12 protein-coding genes and 1 pseudogene are annotated in these 15,700 nt (G+C 67.2%); 4 read left to right on the top strand and 9 right to left on the bottom strand.

Features of this window, described 5'->3' with window-relative positions:
• Positions 1-181 precede the first annotated feature (181 nt).
• Positions 182-1,210, top strand: coding sequence for a hypothetical protein (locus OG303_RS00550; protein WP_405863601.1), 1,029 nt, complete (start codon positions 182-184; stop codon positions 1,208-1,210).
• Here OG303_RS00550 and OG303_RS00545 read toward each other — a convergent pair.
• Both OG303_RS00545 and OG303_RS00540 read right to left on the bottom strand, forming a co-directional pair.
• Positions 1,146-1,853, bottom strand: a complete 708-nt coding sequence (locus tag OG303_RS00545; RefSeq protein WP_405863599.1) for a hypothetical protein — start codon at positions 1,851-1,853, stop codon at positions 1,146-1,148. The two genes, OG303_RS00550 and OG303_RS00545, sit on opposite strands and share 65 nt — an antisense overlap.
• A 489-nt stretch (positions 1,854-2,342) precedes the next feature.
• Complete coding sequence (locus tag OG303_RS00540; RefSeq protein WP_405863597.1) at positions 2,343-3,176, bottom strand: replication-relaxation family protein; 834 nt, start codon at positions 3,174-3,176, stop codon at positions 2,343-2,345.
• Between the two features lie 134 nt (positions 3,177-3,310).
• Between OG303_RS00540 and OG303_RS00535 the strand changes: the two genes are divergently transcribed.
• Positions 3,311-4,600: a hypothetical protein gene (locus OG303_RS00535; RefSeq protein ID WP_405863595.1), complete on the top strand. Its 1,290-nt coding sequence runs from the start codon at positions 3,311-3,313 to the stop codon at positions 4,598-4,600.
• 334 nt (positions 4,601-4,934) lie between these two features.
• On the opposite strand, the gene OG303_RS00530 is transcribed toward OG303_RS00535, so the two are convergent.
• From OG303_RS00530 to tnpA, 6 genes and pseudogenes are all read right to left on the bottom strand, one after another.
• On the bottom strand, positions 4,935-5,585 hold the full coding sequence (locus OG303_RS00530) for a tetratricopeptide repeat protein (protein ID WP_405863593.1): 651 nt from the start codon (positions 5,583-5,585) through the stop codon (positions 4,935-4,937).
• A 317-nt stretch (positions 5,586-5,902) separates the two neighbouring features.
• The gene (locus OG303_RS00525) at positions 5,903-6,112 is read right to left on the bottom strand and encodes a hypothetical protein (RefSeq protein ID WP_405863591.1); all 210 of its coding nucleotides are present in this window, start codon (positions 6,110-6,112) and stop codon (positions 5,903-5,905) included.
• 66 nt (positions 6,113-6,178) lie between these two features.
• Entirely contained in the window at positions 6,179-10,069 is a 3,891-nt protein-coding gene (locus tag OG303_RS00520; protein ID WP_405863589.1) for an NACHT and WD repeat domain-containing protein, read from the bottom strand.
• A complete protein-coding gene (locus OG303_RS00515; protein ID WP_405863587.1) occupies positions 10,066-10,482 on the bottom strand; it encodes a hypothetical protein in 417 nt (138 codons plus the stop codon). The genes OG303_RS00520 and OG303_RS00515 overlap by 4 nt, the downstream gene beginning before the upstream one ends.
• A gap of 384 nt (positions 10,483-10,866) precedes the next feature.
• Positions 10,867-11,532 (bottom strand): annotated as a pseudogene (locus OG303_RS00510) (class I SAM-dependent methyltransferase); the annotation flags it as partial.
• 72 nt (positions 11,533-11,604) lie between these two features.
• Positions 11,605-12,033: an IS200/IS605 family transposase gene (gene tnpA / locus OG303_RS00505; protein ID WP_405863585.1), complete on the bottom strand. Its 429-nt coding sequence runs from the start codon at positions 12,031-12,033 to the stop codon at positions 11,605-11,607.
• Positions 12,034-12,083: 50 nt separating this feature from the next.
• On the opposite strand from tnpA, the gene OG303_RS00500 reads away from it, so the two are divergent.
• Entirely contained in the window at positions 12,084-13,298 is a 1,215-nt protein-coding gene (locus OG303_RS00500; RefSeq protein WP_405877019.1) for an RNA-guided endonuclease InsQ/TnpB family protein, read from the top strand.
• A gap of 220 nt (positions 13,299-13,518) precedes the next feature.
• On the opposite strand, the gene OG303_RS00495 is transcribed toward OG303_RS00500, so the two are convergent.
• Positions 13,519-14,703: a permease gene (locus OG303_RS00495; protein WP_405863583.1), complete on the bottom strand. Its 1,185-nt coding sequence runs from the start codon at positions 14,701-14,703 to the stop codon at positions 13,519-13,521.
• A 143-nt stretch (positions 14,704-14,846) separates the two neighbouring features.
• On the opposite strand from OG303_RS00495, the gene OG303_RS00490 reads away from it, so the two are divergent.
• Entirely contained in the window at positions 14,847-15,584 is a 738-nt protein-coding gene (locus tag OG303_RS00490; RefSeq protein ID WP_405863581.1) for a DUF1326 domain-containing protein, read from the top strand.
• Positions 15,585-15,700 lie beyond the last annotated feature (116 nt).

The raw sequence follows: 15,700 nt of genomic DNA, 5'->3' as shown, positions 1-15,700 counted from the left end.
TCACCGGCCGGATGGTTTGTACTGGGGCTGGCCTGGGCGACCAAGACCGTCAGTCCGGATTCCCTGCGTAGGGCCCGCGAGCGACGGGGAACGTGCGGCGCAGGTCCTCTTGCTGAGCTTGGGCAGAGGAATTGTGGTCGTTCACCCTCTGCGGACACCAGGCAGACCAGAGGATGGTCCCGTGGCGGAAGCGAGTGCACAGGATCCGGTAACAGCAGGGTTGCATCCTGGAGAGGGACGACCGGGAGGACACCGGCAGACAAGCACGCCGCAGACGGATCGGGACGCAAGCGCGGACACACAAGCGGACACGCTCGCGGACCCGGAGGCCGGCACAGCGGGGGGCCAGGACGGGAGCAGCAGGGCGATCTCGCTGCTCACCTCGCTGGTGTCGCAAACGGCGGTCCTGACGGCATTGGTTTTCTACTTTGGCTGGGTCTCCACCCGCGCGTCGTTCCGCTACTTCCACGTCGATACGAGCCTGTTGGAGTTCTCTCTGGTCGACTACATGGTGCGCGGGGTCCGACTGGCATATCCCTCCCTTCTGGCCCTCGGCTTGGTGACGTTCTTCTGTGTGTACGCACACCATCTCGTCCTGCAACACGCCGCAACCGCACCGGAGTTGGTACGGCAATGGGGGCGAGGGCTTGGACTGACGGGCATCGTGGCCGTGTGCCTCGGTCTCGCCGTCGTCGCAGCGCTGGACAGCGGGAGCGAGACGGAACCACCATGGGGCCCGTTGCTCATGGTCGTCGGGTTCGCAGCAATAGCCTACGGCCACTCACTTGGACCTCAGCAGTCTCCGGTCCACGGCCAACTGTGGCGGGACACGGCCATTGTGCTGGCCCTTCTCTCGCTCTTTGCGACGGCGGCGAGCTACGCGGAGATACTGGGCCGCCGTACGGCCGAAATCACCTTGAGCGAACTCCATGACGAGCCTGACGTCGTCATCTACAGCAAGGAGGACATCTTCCCGGAACGTACCCCCGGGATCAAAGTCGTCGAGCTGGCGAGACAGAAGGTAGCGGGCGACGACGCAGAGCCCCTATACCGCTATCGCATCACCGGCCTCAAAATGCTCATCAGATCCGGCAGCCGATGCTTCCTGATCCCCAAGGACTGGCGTCCCAAGGAAGGGTCCGTCATCATCCTGCCGAGTGACGCGTCAGACCTGGAGTTGCGGATGGAATTCCGGGCGCCCGCGAGGTGATGAGATCACCGGTGTGCGCCAGTACGCCGCGCCAGCACCCGACAGCGTCCGTCGAGCGCCCCACTGAGCCATGGATGGATACCACCTGCCCCTCGACTTCGACGCAGAACCCGGCGATCCACGGCTTGGTGCCGCCCTTGGCTGCATCCACAAGCGTGATGCCGACGATCGCCTCATGCCCCTCCTCAATCAGGATGAGGTCTGACAGCGTCACCTGCTCCGCGCCGTCCCTCGCAGGAAGCCGAGCCGTCGTGGTGATGACAGGGGAAGGAACAGAAGACCTCTGCGCAGAGGACGTGGCGGCAGGCAGTGCGAGGGTGCGGTGCGCCTTGCTGAGCGGCTCGTTCAGGTAGCGGATGGTCACGTCGGTCACGAGCACGTCGGCGGTGGCTGCCCGCAGAGAGAGGTGCAAGCGCACCGTGCCCATGGGCACGGGCCCGTCCGGCAGGCGGCACGGGTGAGAGGAGTCCGGCTCGGCGCTCTCAAGGCATGTGAGCCCCACCCATTGGTCTGCGGACGGCGCGCCGAGGCCGATGGCGAGAGTCTCTTGCGGGACCGGCGACATGCCGCCGCCGATGCTCAGCGGACCGCCCAAAACCACGGCAAGCGCGAGCAACAGCCAAAGAAGTCCCGTCCCGATCACCCCGATCAGGACGGTTCGGCGGCCAACCCTTCGCCTCAACCCCCGCCTTGGGGCTGCAACTCTCTGCCCCCGCGGCTCGCCCTCGGGTGTGTCTTCGGCCCCCATGCGCAGCACCATCCCGCATCCCGGGCGTCGGCGGCAACGTAGTCGGCCCATTGACGGCGTGGCCGTCGTTCTCAACACGTCCTTCCACGATCGCGCGCCCTCGTCGAACCTCCGCCCCCTGACCGCGTGCAACTGGAGCACGTCGCCCAGGAGCTCTACGACGAAGCGACCTCGCCTGACCTCGAGCCAGGCCGGATGCGGCAGTTCGCCACCCAGGCCAACGACAAGCCGCGAACTCGGCTGTCCGTAGGCCCGTTGAGACCGGGCTGGCGGACAACCCTCAACGCGCGCTTGCCGAAGTCGTCCCAGGTAGTACCCGGCCCCGGGGGAAAGAGAAGCCCCTCGGGGGCCTCCTGCACGGTGAGCGGGCTGCCTTCGTCACCCCTACGGGTGCCGGGACTGGGTCCAGTGGACGCGCTGGTCGCGGTCGTGGACGGGGTGCCATACGGGTGCGGAGGGGCCATGCTGGAGCAGGTCGGCCAGGGATGCGGCGAGGACGGGAATTTCGTGCAGGAAGGACCGCGCCAGCGCCCTGGCGGTCGCGCGCAGGGCGTCGATCCGGTTCTCGACACCGGCGGGCCCGGTGCCGTCCAGGACGAACAGGAGGCGGGGGAAGAGCGGGTAGTGCCCGGCGCCAGTCCTCCAGCTCGAGCGCCGACTCCTGGATGGTTGGCAGGCGGCGCCCCGGGAGCGTGGGCACGTAGCGGAAGAAGCGCTCGTACGCAGGCAGCTTCGCGGCGAGACGTTCGGGGCCCATGGTGCCCGGTCGACCTCCACGAAGGCCCGCAGCATCGACCCGCGCTCGCCGTCGGCTGGACCGCGTTGGTAGTACATCAGGGCGTCGGGGATGACGGCCTCCCTGCCACCGATGGGGTGGTGGATCTCGGGGATCCAGTCCAGCGGCCGGCACAGTTCGCCGTGGCGGCGGGCGTCCTCGAGGAAGAGGAGGGTGGTCTCGGTCACCGCTAGCGTGTGACCAACCTTCAGCCGTGCTGCGGTCGGATCGGACACCGTGCCCCGTGGCCGGCGTCTGCGCAACTCGGGCCATTCGGAGGCGAGTTGCGCGCCGTAGGGGGTGGGGAACCGCACGCGCAGCCGTCCGGCATGCGGCAGGGCGATGCGCTCAACCAGCCCCTCGCCGCGCAGTCGGGCTAGCCGGCGCCTTGTCTGCTCTATGCGCACCGACGGGCGCAGCAGTGCGAGATCAGGTGGCAACATCTGACCCCTGATAAACAGTCAGAGGGACCCAGCGGCGCCTTGTCCACCCTGTAGGGCGTACCGGTGAGAAGCAGCCCCGATGTGGTCAATGCGGCCCTCACGGAACAGGGTTCTCCGCGATGCCGTCGGCGTACGTGGCCTCGGCCGCCAGCACCGCCGATACCGAAGCGGTGGCCACCAGCTTGTCTGCCCGGCGTCGCGCGCGTGCCACCGCCGAGCAGATGCACCGGGTCGACCGGGAGAAATTCCGAGTCCGTCAGGTGAGCGGGTCTCTACGATCGTCAGACGATTCGCGCGAACTGTGCAAGGAGCAATCAGTGGGGGAAGTCGTACTTCATCCGGCAAGCGATCTGATCTCGAACAGCGAGGTTCCCGCCCTCATGGGGCAGATCCGGCCGCAGTGGCAGTCCAAGGGGTTGATCGAACGGGTCCGGCGTCTGCTGCCGGTGGACCCGAGCAGCGCCTGCCAGCGACTGCTGAACGCCGCCGTCCAGGACCTTCGCGAGAAGGTCCAGATCGCCGGTATCGACATCGCCTCCGAAGTCGCCGCAGCCCACAGGCTGCCGCCGATCAACAGGGGCAGCCGCGGCGCCGAGGACATCGAGAACTACTCCACCGCGAAGCTCATCGACCTGTCGTACCGGATGGGGCTGCTGAGCCGGCCCGAGTGGCGCAAGATGACCCGCGCCTACGACATCCGCCGCGACCTGGAGCACGAGGACGCGGAGTACGAGGCCGGCATCGAGGACTGCATCTACATCTTCAAGACCTGCATCGACGCGGTCCTCTCGCGCGACCCCATCACGCTCATCCACGTCTCGGAGGTCAAGCAGATCGTCCAGGCGTCGGGCCCCGTCGCTGCCGACCCCGATCTCCTGACCGACTACAAGCACGCCCCCGAGACCCGGCAGCTGGAGATCCTCAAGTTCCTGCTGAGCGTGGCTCTGGACGACTCGGAACCCGACCTGGTCCGCGAAAACTCCTACGTCCTCATCCAGGAAATCGATGCCTACACGGGCAACTCCGTACGCGTTGACCTGGCCACGTACCAGATGGACAAGGTCGGACGTACGCCGCTCACCGAGCTCCAGGTCCGCGTCGCCCACGCAGCCGGCATCCTGCCGTACTTCCGTAAGGCCCAGCGAGCCGCATTCTTCCGCAGCCAGCTTGAAGCCTTGGAGAAGATCGGCCACAGCTGGAGGGCCAATGCCTCCCACGGACCCGCCCTCCGGCTGTTCCCCGAATTCGGCGGGCTCGCGGCGGTTCCTGCCGACGTGCGGGTGCAGATCGTCCGCTGGATGACCCTGTGCTACATCGGCGAGCCGGGCGGCTACGGCACGATGCGGTCGCAAGGTCTTCTACAGCAACAGCGCCGCGCCTCTGATCGAGCAGATGTTCAAGGAAGACCGCGAGATCATCAGTGATGACGTCAGCGGCCTTCAGAAGGACCGTGGAGTGAAGCGGGCTTGCGCGGATGAGTACGTCGCCCGGCGCTTCCAGAGTCTCCTAGACCTGGTCGACGCCTGACATACGTCACGGGCGTCAGGGAGCCGACTCCCTGACGCCCCTGTCCGTACAGCCAGGCCTCCCCTGTTCCAGAGGCGTGTCCTCCGGCCGAGCCGGACTGCCTCTGCTCCGAAAGCGCGTCCTATTGACCTGACACTCCGTAGTCGGCTCACGGAACTTCGCCAGGCTCACAGAATTCCACCCTGGCCACTGTTCAAAAGGACGCCGGGAAAAGCGAAGCGCCACACCTTCTCACGCCAGGTCGAGCCTCTCGCGGGCTCCCGTCACCCAGCGCAGGACGCCGTTGGAGTCGGTGTTCTCGGCCAGCTCGGCAGCCTCCTTGAGGAGTGCCGCAGCCTCGTCCCGCCGGTTCTGCTCGACAGCGAACTCGGCGAGCATGATCAGATTTGCGGCCACCCCCGGCAGGAATCCGTGTTCGCGACGTAGACGGGTGGACTCCTCGAAGTGCGCTCGCGCCGCATCCAGCCGTCCAGCCATGTGCTCCGCGAAACCAAGGTGTCGAAGGGCGTAGGACATGGTCAGCCGGTCGTCGGCCTGGGTGGCGAGATCAAGAGCGTGCGTGAAGAAGGGCAGGGCAGTCTCCGTGTCATCGCGGACCACCTGATGGAACGTACCGGCCCAGAACAGTGCCTCCCCCTCCCCCCGTGCATCGCCGAGCCGCCTGTACAACTCTGCTGCGCGCTCGAACAGCTCCAGCTCCCGTGCGTCCTCGACCCGCTCCTCCAGGAAACGGGCATGGACAAGACGGCCACGGGCCAGGGCAAGGTCTGCCTCGACCGCATCGAGACCCTGGTCGGCGGTGGCCAGTGCACCAGTGTCGCCGCCGAAGACAGCGCGCTCGTAAAGGAGTTCAGCCTGCTCGATTCGCGTATCCGCAGTCATGCGGCGATCCTACGATCATCGGCATCTCCTGCGGTGATTAACTACAACGCCCCTCTGACAACGCCACAACCTGCGAGCCGCTTCCCGCTCCTCCTGGAATGCGTCCTCCGCGCCTAACGCTCAGTAGTCAGCGCACGGAACTTGCGCCAGATCCCACTTCGCCCCGTCACCACCCCTCAATGCGCCCGCGCGACCCACCAACTGGGCCCGCTCCAAGCCAACATGCCAGACCCCGATGAACAACGTCACAGCCACCCTCGACCAGCCGGTGCAGCACAAGGGCGACGGCCGTTCCGGCAGTCAGAAGCCGCCCCGGCTCACTCCGTCTGTGCAGGGCGTGCCGACATGTACGGCTTGGTGAACGCCGATTTGATGTGCTGCGCCACCGCGCGCTCCTCCGCACCCGGCTTCGCGCTGTACGTCAGCGTCGACACGTAACTGAAGGTGGCTGCACCCTTCTTGTCGGGGTTGCCGCCGCTCGTGGAGTTGGCCAGATACGAGGCCGCGTCCCAGCGCGGAGCAAGCATCAACAGCTTGCTTCCCAGATCGCTGGCCCACGGATGGGCTGATGGCCGGCTCGTAGACCGCGAATATCAGGTCCGTGGAGCCGCCAGGCAGGGGGGATCGTACGGCAGTCCGTGCATGTGTAGGCGCCACTGATTACGCGTGAGGGTGCTCGCACACGCCTTGCAGACCAAGTCAATGTCGAAGCTGGTCTCGGTGGGCCAAAGTCGAACGGTGCCGTCGTAGCTGTCGCTGACCAGGACGGGTGCGTTCGGGGCGAAGGACACGGTGTCGATGGTGCGGGTGTGGCCAGTGAGGGGCTCTCCGAAGGCCGCGGGCTTCGAGGGCTTGGACACGTCCCACAGCCTGAGCATGCTGTCGCCGCCGCCTGTAGCAAGGATGCGCTCGTCAGGGCTGAAGGCGACGGTCGCCACATCTCCGGTGGGTACATCCGTGGCGCCCGCGAAGGAGGGGACTCCTGCATCGGAAACGGTCCACAGGCGTATCCTCCCCTTGTCGCTGCCCGTGGCGATGAGGTTCCCTTTCGGGCTGAAGGCCATCGCTACGGCGTACTCGCCATCAGCCGAGATGCGATGCGTCCGGCCGACGAGATCGGGGTGCGCGGGATCCCTCACGTCCCAAAGGCTCACTTGCTTCTCTGGGCCGTTCAGTGCGGCAAGCAAATGCCCGTCCGGGCTGAATGCCAGCTGATCCATGTGGATCAGCCCTGCGCCACTTCGGGGAAGCCGCTTGACCAACTTCGTATGAGGCGGATCCGTCACATCCCAGATCCACGGACTGAGTTGGTCCCCGCCGGCCAGCAGGTGGCCGTCCGGGCTGAAGGCGAGTGATGTGAAGACGGCATCACGTGTCTTCGGCAGGGTTCCCACCAGTGCCGGATGGCGGAGATCTGCGATGTCCCAGAGCTCTACGCCGGTGGCTTTGCGAGCCACAGCCATCGCGTCTCCGCCTGAGTTCAAGGCGACGACCTGCGGCCATTCTTCTATTGGAGTGTCGCGCGAAGGGCGGTCGAACCGTCCGCTCTCCAAGATTTCTGGGTGCGCCACATTGCGGATGCTCCAGCGGCGAATCGCGCCGTCCCCACTCACCGTGACCATGGTTCGATCGGGGGCGAAGGATTCCACCATGACCAGGCCGGCATCACGGTTCATCACGGTCCTCGGCAGCTGCCACAGCAGGGGAGCCGGGTCCGCGCCGGCCGTGACGAGGCTGCCGTCGCTCGGCCGGAATGCCAGGGCATTGGCACCGATGAGATGCCCGCGCAAGGATTCCATCAGCGGTACGTCCTCCAGGTCGGCCAGATTCCAGATGCACACGTACTGAGCGGCGGTTGTGCTGGCAAGGGTGCGGCCATCCGGGCTGAAGGCGACATCCGTGGCTGCTGAGAACTGCTGCTGGAGGGGGCTGCCCAGCAAGGTCAGGCGACTCTTGTCAGATACATCCCACAGCCGAACGAACCCGTCGCCACCCGCACTCGCCAAGGTCTTCTCGTCCGGGCTGAAGGAGACGCCACCCTCCGCTTCGTAGACGTCGGATGCGGGAACATCTGTTGTGTGGCCGAGCGGCACGGGGGCTGAGGGATCGCGCATGTCCCACAGCTGCGCCGAGCCGTCGCTGCTACCACCCGCCAGATAGCGTCCCGTAGGGCTGAAGGCCACCGAGCTGATGGCCCAGACGTCAGGACTGGCAGGCGTCCGGCTCAGAAGGCGGGGCCGCCGCGGATCGCTGATGTCCCACGACTGGACCTGTTCGCCATTGGTGGCCTTGACCATGACTCGTCCGTCGTGGCTGATAGAGACTCCGACCGCCGCCGGCCCCACTGCCCGGCTGGTCGTGGGTGTGTGGCCGAGCTGACGTGGGTGCGCGGGATCGGCGACGTCGAAGAGCCGGACCGACCCGTCGTTGTTCGCCGTGGCCAGGAGTCCTCCCTCCGGGCTGAAGGCGACTGCGTTGACTGGACCGTCGTACGCGTCGCTCGCGGCGCGGCCAATCGGCTCGATTGCGTCGGAATCTGTGAATCGCCACAATTGCACCGAGCCGTCGTCGCTGCCGGCAGCGAGCAGGTCCCCGTCCGGGCTGAACCCCACGTCGTGGAAGGGCCCGCTCCCGCCGGCCAGCGGCCGCGACAAGGGTCTGCTGGCGTCCTCGATGAGCCGTGTCCGTAGGTCGGGATCGTCAGGCCTCATCCGGTGAGCCGTCAGATTGAGTTGGGCTGCCAGGGACGCCTGGCTGCTGCGCATACCCCCGGCTTCTGCCTTGACCTGGCTGAAGACGGCTTCATCGCGCTGTGCCTGCGCCCTGGAACGCTGCTGGAAAGCGAGGACGGCGGCTGTGGAGGCGATGAGTGCCAGGGCGGTGAGGACTGCGATCGCGGCGCGGCGAATCCGTGTTCCGCGCCGGGAATGGTGGATCGAGGCGCCGAGGAACGCCGAGGTGACCGGGCTGAAGTGGGTGTGGTGCGAGCGGTTCGCCCAAACGCGAACTGCCTCCAGGCGCTGGCCGCGATAGAGCATGCCGGAGTCGTGATGCGAACGCGTCCACGCAGCGGCGGATTCTTCGAGGTCCTGGTGGAGGAGATGGCCCGCACGGTCGGCCTCAATCCAGTCGCGCAGCCGCGGCCACGCCCCAAGCAGCGCCTCGTGGGTGATTTCGATGGTGTCCTGGTGCTGGGTCAGCAGACGCCCGTTGGTAAAAGCCGCAACGACGGTGGCCGGACCCGGGCCCATGTCGATCAAGTCGGCACGTGGCACTTGGCGGCGGGTGTCTTCGACTCCGTCGCCGATCTTCACGAGCCTCAAGAATATCGGGCGCGCGATCTTCTGCTCTTCCGGTTGCAGGCTGTGGAAGATCCTTTCGGCGGTCGTGGTGATGGCGCTGCGGATCCCGCCGGTCGCCTGGTAGCCCTCGACGGTCAGTACGTGGCCGTGCCGCTGCTGCCAGGTGGCACGCAGCGCATGCGCTAACAAGGGCAGCCGCCCGGCCTCGTAGCCCTGGGCCGGATCGCCTCTAGACAAGGGGCGCGTCGTCCCGCTGGCATGCACGCCCAGATCACGCAGCAGCAGTTCGACGAGGCCTGGTTCCACCTCCAGGCCGACGGCTCTGGCCGGGAACGTGATCGCCTCCCGCAACTCCGACTGCGTCATGGAACCGACTACCAACTGCCTCTCCTGCAGGGCGGAACGCAACTGGGGGTAGTCGGCGCACGGGGTGTAGAAGTCCGACCGCAAGCCCAGCACAACCAGTGCCATCGGCCCGGCCCCGTCTGGCTGGGAGCGGGCGAGGCCAGTCAGTACGTCGAGGAAATCCCGCCGTTCCTGCTCACTCCCACAGAGGGTGAACAGCTCCTCCAATTGGTCCACGACCAGCACGAGGCGTCTGCCTGACTGGCCGGCGCCTGCGATCGCCGCGTGCAGGACGGCCACGCACTTCTGCGAGCCGATGCTGAGTGCCGCGTACGCGTTCTGCGGGTTCACTCCGACAGCTTGGGCGAGGTGCGCGAACAATGCTGTTGATGGATGGGCGGTGGGGGTCAGGTGGACCCGGGGCCAGCGGGCCGATTCCGCCGCGGGCAACGCACCACGTGCCAGCGCGGGCAGCAGACCGGCGCGCAGAATGGAGGACTTGCCCGCCCCGGAGGGGGCAACGACGACGAGGGCCCCGCCGTACCGCAGACGCTCGTCGAGGCGGACGAGCAGGTCCGCCGTCACCGCGTCGCGACCGAAGAACCAGGAGGACTGGTCCTCGGCGAAGGCCGCCAATCCCGGATAGGGGCACTCCGCGGTGGGGGTGGGGGCCGTGGCCCGGCGTGCCCGTCGCACGCCGGTTTCGTAGTGCACATGGAGATCGCGCTCGGCGATGTACTGATCCCGGCCAGCCTGGTAGATCCGTGCGCTGTCCGACGCGCGAGCGTCCAGACCGCCCGGTTCACCGTCGGACGAGACGTCTTCGGGCGCACTCATCGCTCGGTGATGTGCTGGTCCCGGCCGGCCTGGTACACCCTCCCGCTACCAGAGGCCTCCGCCCTCATCACCAAGGAACCGACTGTGGACCGCTCATCGGCCGTGAGCAGGGGCGTGAGATGGGTGTCCAGCAACTGGCGCAGCTCAACAGCTATCGCCGGATTGGCCCGAAGCAGCGTCTGAAGCCGTAACTGCCAGTCCGCCGCCAGCGCCTGCTCCGTCTGGTTCTCTCCAGCCGCTCGAGCGGCCACCACCTGCGCACGAGTTTCAGCCAGTTCCGCATCAACGGTGTCCGCCTGCTCGGGCCGTGCCCGACGCCACAGCGCCGTCATCCCCATCCGGGCCCCCTCCCAGGCATCGTGGGCCATGGCCCCGACCAGAGCGGTCCCTGCGGCCAGTGCAATCGGATCCATGGCACGTCCCCTTCACGCCCGTATCCCACGGCTCACGCTACCGGCGCACGTCAGACAAGGCGCCCTTTGCGCTGGAATGACCTTCAAGGGCGGTTGATCACGCTATGGGGCGGATCGATGCCGCTTTCTCTCGTGCGACGTTGTGGAGGCGGAAGTAGGTGCGGGTGATGCGAGACTGGCGCTGACAGTCTTGGATATCAACGCTGAGGAGTACCTCCGGGCAGTAGTCGTGCTGGGCTCCAGCTCGAGGCGGTCGGTTGCTTCGAGTGAAGTTCGGACGACCTGACTGCCGGGCGCGATGCAGGCCCGGCATAGCTCGCTCAGCGCCCTGCCGCCGCGCTGCGAAAGGGCTCGACAACCGTGCAGGTATGGGGGATAGGCGCGGAAGCGACGAACGCGGTCCTCGCCAAGTACGAGAAGCGCCGATCGACTGCCGATGTTCGCGAGATGTGTGTCCAGGGGCACGGTCCGGCTCCACGGCAACTGGCGACGTACCGCGCGCAGTCCGGCGAAGCCGGCCAGTCTGATGGCATCCGCGTCGTCGGGGCGGGTTCGAGCATGTGCCTCCACACCGCTGAAGTGCGCGATGCGCTCGTGCTGTGCGGCGATCCAGGACACGTCGAGGGCGGTGGTGTTCCACCACACCGCGAGCGCGCCGGCCGGCCGCAGTACCCGCAGCGCTTCGGGCACGGAGCGGTTGGTGTCGGTCCACTGCCACGCCTGCGCGTACGTGATCAGGTCGAGACAACCGTCGTGCAGGGGAAGGGCGTTGCCGTCGGCCCGCACCATCGCAAGATCCGGGTGGTCGACGCGGAACTGCGCCGCCATACCCTCGCCTGGTTCGATGCCGAGTACTTCGGCGCCACGCTCCCGCAACAAGGCGGTGGCGATCCCGGTCCCCGCGCCGACATCTGCCACCCGGGCGCCCGCCAGGGGGCGCGCGAGGAACTCCTCGATCGTGTCCAGCACGGAGGATGGATAGGAGGGTCGATTCTCGGCATACCGCGCGGCGGCCTTGTCGAAGGAGTGGGCACGGGAAACAGTGGCCATCCCTCTCTTCGGAGGGAATCCCCGCCTTTAGGCGGGGAGGGAATCCGATCTCAGGACTGCTCTGCCCGCAGGTTACGAGGGACGTTTTTGCTGCTCGATGTACTGACGGACGATCGACAGCGGAGCCCCGCCACATGATCCGGCGAAGTAGGAGCCAGACCAGAACCGGCCGTGCAGGATGAAGCGGTTGACGCGGCCGGTGAACTCCTGGCGCAGGTAGCGCGAGGACACGCCCTTGAGCGAGTTGACCAGGTTCGAGAGGGCGACCTTGGGCGGGTAGTGCACCAGCAGGTGCACATGGTCGCCCTCCCCGTTGAACTCGGTCAGGTCCGCGCCGAAGTCGGTGCACACGTTCCGCATGATCTCCTCGCAGCGCGTCAGCATCTCGTCGTTGAAGACCTCACGCCGGTACTTGGTCACGAAAACCAAGTGGACATGAAGGTTGTAGACGACGTGACGGCCCCGGCGGATATCGGTATTTGGTTCCCAGCGCGGTGACATGAACCAAGCGTAGTATGATCGACGGACTCGACCGGAAGGGGGTGGGCTGGATGATCCGTGCGTACACGTTCCTCATGCGGCCCACCGTGGGCCAGGCCGCTGCGCTCGCCGTGATGCTGGCCGATCACTGCTCCCTCTACAACGGAGCCTTGCAGGAACGCCGTGACGCCTACCGGCACACGTCGAAGACGAGCATCAAATACGGCCAGCAGTCCGCACAGCTCAAGGACATCCGGGCTTTCGACCCGGAGCGTCAGGGCCGCTGGTCCTTCTCCAGCCAGCAGGCGACACTTCGCCGTCTGGACAAGGCGTTCGCCGCGTTCTTCCGCCGGATCAAGTCCGGCGATACGCCGGGCTACCCGCGCTTTCGGGGTGTGAACTGGTTCGACACGGTGGACTTCCCCAAGGACGGGGACGGCTGCCGCTGGGATGCCACCCCGCACGACCCCGTCACCCGCGTCCGGCTCCAGGGTGTCGGGCACGTCAAGGTCAACCAGCACCGGCCGGTGGTCGGCAAGGTCAAGACCGTGTCCGTCAAGCGCGAGGGCCGCAGGTGGTACGTCGTCATCACCGCCGAGCAGCCCCGGCCCGAGCCGCTGCCCAAGACCGGCAGCGTGGTCGGCATCGACCTCGGCATCGCCTCGTTCCTGACCACGTCCAACGGCGTACACGTCGCCAACCCGCGCCACGCCCGCAAGGCTGCCGCCAAGCTGGAGGCCGCACAGCAAGCCTTGTCGCGCTTCCCCCGGCGGAAGGCCAAGGACCGCACCCGCAACCATCAGCGGGCCGTAGAGCGCGTCGCGGCCCTGCACGGCAAGGTGCGACGTCAGCGCCTCGACCACGCACACAAGACCGCGCACGCCCTGGTCGCCGAGCACGATTTTATCGCGCACGAAGACCTCAAGATCCGCAACATGAGCAAGACCGTCACACCGAAGCCCGACCCCGACAAGCCGGGCGCGTTCCTGCCCAACGGGGCCGCCGCCAAGACAGGTCTGAACCGCTCGATCGCTGACGCCGGTTGGGGGGTGTTCCTGACGATCCTGCACGCCAAGGCTGAAAGCGCCGGACGAGACGTGATCGCCGTGGACCCCCGCAACACCTCCCGCCAGTGCCCCGAATGCGGGCACACCGCGAAGGAGAACCGGCCCACACAGGAGAAGTTCCACTGCATCTCGTGCGACCACCGGGCGCACGCCGACGTCGTGGGAGCAACCAACGTTCTACGGGCCGGGCTGGTCCGTCGCGACGCCAACCCGGCATAGCGAGAAGCCACCCCGTTTACGGGGTGGAGGAGTCACTGCCGCATCCTCGCACGAGCCTCTGGTCACTCCTACGCGGCTTGCGTGCAGGAAGTGGCGGTGCCGGGTTCGTTCAGCCAGGCGTCGACGGCTCACTGTCGTCCTTCGTTACGGCTTCACTCGCGGGCAAGGAGGGCGGGGGGCCTTTCATCGGTGAAATACTCCGCCGCGCGCGATTGACGTTTCAGTGGCGGTGTCCGTTCTGCATGCGGGCGTCGTCGTGCTCGTGTTCAGTGCCGTCGGGTGCCCCGCCCATCATCCGCAGCATGGCGGTGCCGCCGGTGCGCCAGAACCGTACGAGCAGCACCGCGGCCAGCAGGAGGAAGGCGATGTTGAGCCAGGTCGTGTAGTTCCAGGTGATGCCTTCGTCCGGGATCGTGGCGTCGGCCTGGTCGGGGATCAGCCCCAGGCCGCCGAAGAGGAACTCGACGACGTACCCGGCGACCGCCATCGCGGCGAAGAAGGTGACCAGGAGGAAGGCGGCCATCCGGGCGCCGTAGTACTTCCGGTAGATGTTCAGGATCGGCAGGATCAGCAGGTCCGCGTAGATGAAGGCGATCACGCCGCCGAAGCTGATGCCGCTCTTCCAGAGCACGACCGCAAGTGGCACGTTGCCGATGGAGCACACGAAGGTGGCGATCGCGACGAGCGGTCCGATGAGGGGGCCGACCAGCTTGGCGGCGAGCGGATGGTCCTCCAGGAAGAAGCCGCGCCAGAAGTCGTCCGGCACCCACGCGGCGATCGCGCCCGCGATCAGCAGCCCGGCGACCAGGTCGCGCAGGATCGCGGCCCACTCCATGACGAAAATGTGCGCCACGGACGTGAATCCGTCCCGTGAGAACAGCCTGCGCAGGAAGCTGCCCGTCCCTCCCACCGACATGTCCATCGCCGCGTGGCCTTCCATGGAGCCGGCCAGGCCGTGGTCGGCCTGTTCGCGGGCCGTGTGGAGGAGTTGTTGGCGCAGGAAGAGCCGGAACAGCACGGCGAGTACGACGATCATGATCGGCCCGCCGGTGAACTCCGCGGCGGTGAACTGCCAGCCCATCAACAGGGCCATGATGATGCCGAGTTCGATGACCAGGTTGGTGGAGGCGATCTCGAAGGCCATCGCCGCGGTGAAGTCGGCGCCCTTGCGGAACAGCGAGCGGGCGAGGGCCACGGCCGCGTAGGAGCAGGAGGACGAGGCGGCGCCGAGCCCGGCGGACAGGGCGAGCGTGCGCGGGCGGTCGTCGCCGAGCAGCCGTACGACCGTGGAGCGGCGCACCACCGCCTGTACGACGGCGGAGAGCGCGAAGCCGAGGATCAGCGCCCAAGTGACCTCCCAGGTCATTGACCCGGCAATGGACAACGCGTGTCCGATCGCAGCCATGGACCCACCCCTTCCCGAGGTGTTTCTGCTGTCGGCGGAGACCCTACCCACAGGGGGTATACCTTGCGGGCCCTCGGCGTGCCTACGCTTGAGCCAGAAGGGGCTCATGGGATTGAAGTGTCGGTCCGCTGAGTGAGCCGGTGATGCAAGGGGCGTCGTCACGAGGGGCACGCTCGTGGGCGGGTTGTCGTGCGTCCGCGCCCCGCCGGTTGCTCGCTCCCCGCCTGCCGCTTGCGGTGCCGGCGCCGTCCGCACTGCCGGGCGACGGTCATCGTCCAGCCATTTCGGGCAACTACCTGGCTGGTTTCTCGTGCGCGGCGGTCTGCGGGTGCGCCGTCGACGCGATGCCGCACGACCCTCAAGGGCGCGAGGAATGCCTCGGGTGTGCCGCTTTCCATGTGGCCGAAGGGCACCTGGAAGAGGTGGATCTGTCCGGCGTGGACTTCGTCCTGTACAACCAGTTCCCCTCTCATCCGACCGCGGGCAACTGGAAGGTCGGCTTCGTCGTCGAGGACGGGGCCGGCGATGCGCTGGAGCGCATCGTGTCCGGGAATGAGGGCGGCGCGTTCGGCGAGCTCTCGCAGTTCTTCGGCGAGAACCTGGGCGTGGAGCGGGCGAGCATCGCCCTCACGGACGGGGAGGCGCCCCGGCTGAGCGTCGACGGGAGGACGCAGCTCGCATTCGAGCCGCTGCGCGGGCCCGACGGAGGACCGACGAAGGTGAAGAACGCGATGTTCGGATTCGCGCCCGAGTTCACCATCGGCACCACCACCGGCGGCTCGCAGGCGTTCGGGTTGACATTCGAGCCCGCGTACGGCGAAGTGTCCGAGTACACGTTCTCCAGGGAAGCGGCCGAGGGCGCGCCCGCCGGGCGCGGGTAGCGGCACAGGACGCCGCCTCGTCGCACCGGGCCGGCGCGGGAGGAGGCGGGGGACGTCTCCTCCCGCGCCACCGACGGGACTCCTGGCAACGAACGGTGTTCCCCAACGCGTCCGGG

The organism is Streptomyces sp. NBC_00005, assembly GCF_045160215.1.
GTDB lineage: Bacteria > Actinomycetota > Actinomycetes > Streptomycetales > Streptomycetaceae > Streptomyces.
The sequence above is the reverse complement of the archived record's forward strand: the minus strand, read 5'-3'. Positions and strand labels throughout refer to the sequence as shown.

Excerpts from the sequence above, each read along its gene's own strand:
- OG303_RS00540 (WP_405863597.1), bottom strand. The coding sequence starts at position 3,176 with ATGTTGCCACCTGATCTCGCACTGCTGCGCCCGTCGGTGCGCATAGAG.
- OG303_RS00530 (WP_405863593.1), bottom strand. The coding sequence starts at position 5,585 with ATGACTGCGGATACGCGAATCGAGCAGGCTGAACTCCTTTACGAGCGC.
- OG303_RS00525 (WP_405863591.1), bottom strand. The coding sequence starts at position 6,112 with ATGCTTGCTCCGCGCTGGGACGCGGCCTCGTATCTGGCCAACTCCACG.
- OG303_RS00520 (WP_405863589.1), bottom strand. The coding sequence starts at position 10,069 with ATGAGTGCGCCCGAAGACGTCTCGTCCGACGGTGAACCGGGCGGTCTG.
- OG303_RS00515 (WP_405863587.1), bottom strand. The coding sequence starts at position 10,482 with ATGGATCCGATTGCACTGGCCGCAGGGACCGCTCTGGTCGGGGCCATG.
- tnpA (WP_405863585.1), bottom strand. The coding sequence starts at position 12,033 with ATGTCACCGCGCTGGGAACCAAATACCGATATCCGCCGGGGCCGTCAC.
- OG303_RS00500 (WP_405877019.1), top strand. The coding sequence starts at position 12,084 with ATGATCCGTGCGTACACGTTCCTCATGCGGCCCACCGTGGGCCAGGCC.
- OG303_RS00495 (WP_405863583.1), bottom strand. The coding sequence starts at position 14,703 with ATGGCTGCGATCGGACACGCGTTGTCCATTGCCGGGTCAATGACCTGG.
- OG303_RS00490 (WP_405863581.1), top strand. The coding sequence starts at position 14,847 with ATGCAAGGGGCGTCGTCACGAGGGGCACGCTCGTGGGCGGGTTGTCGT.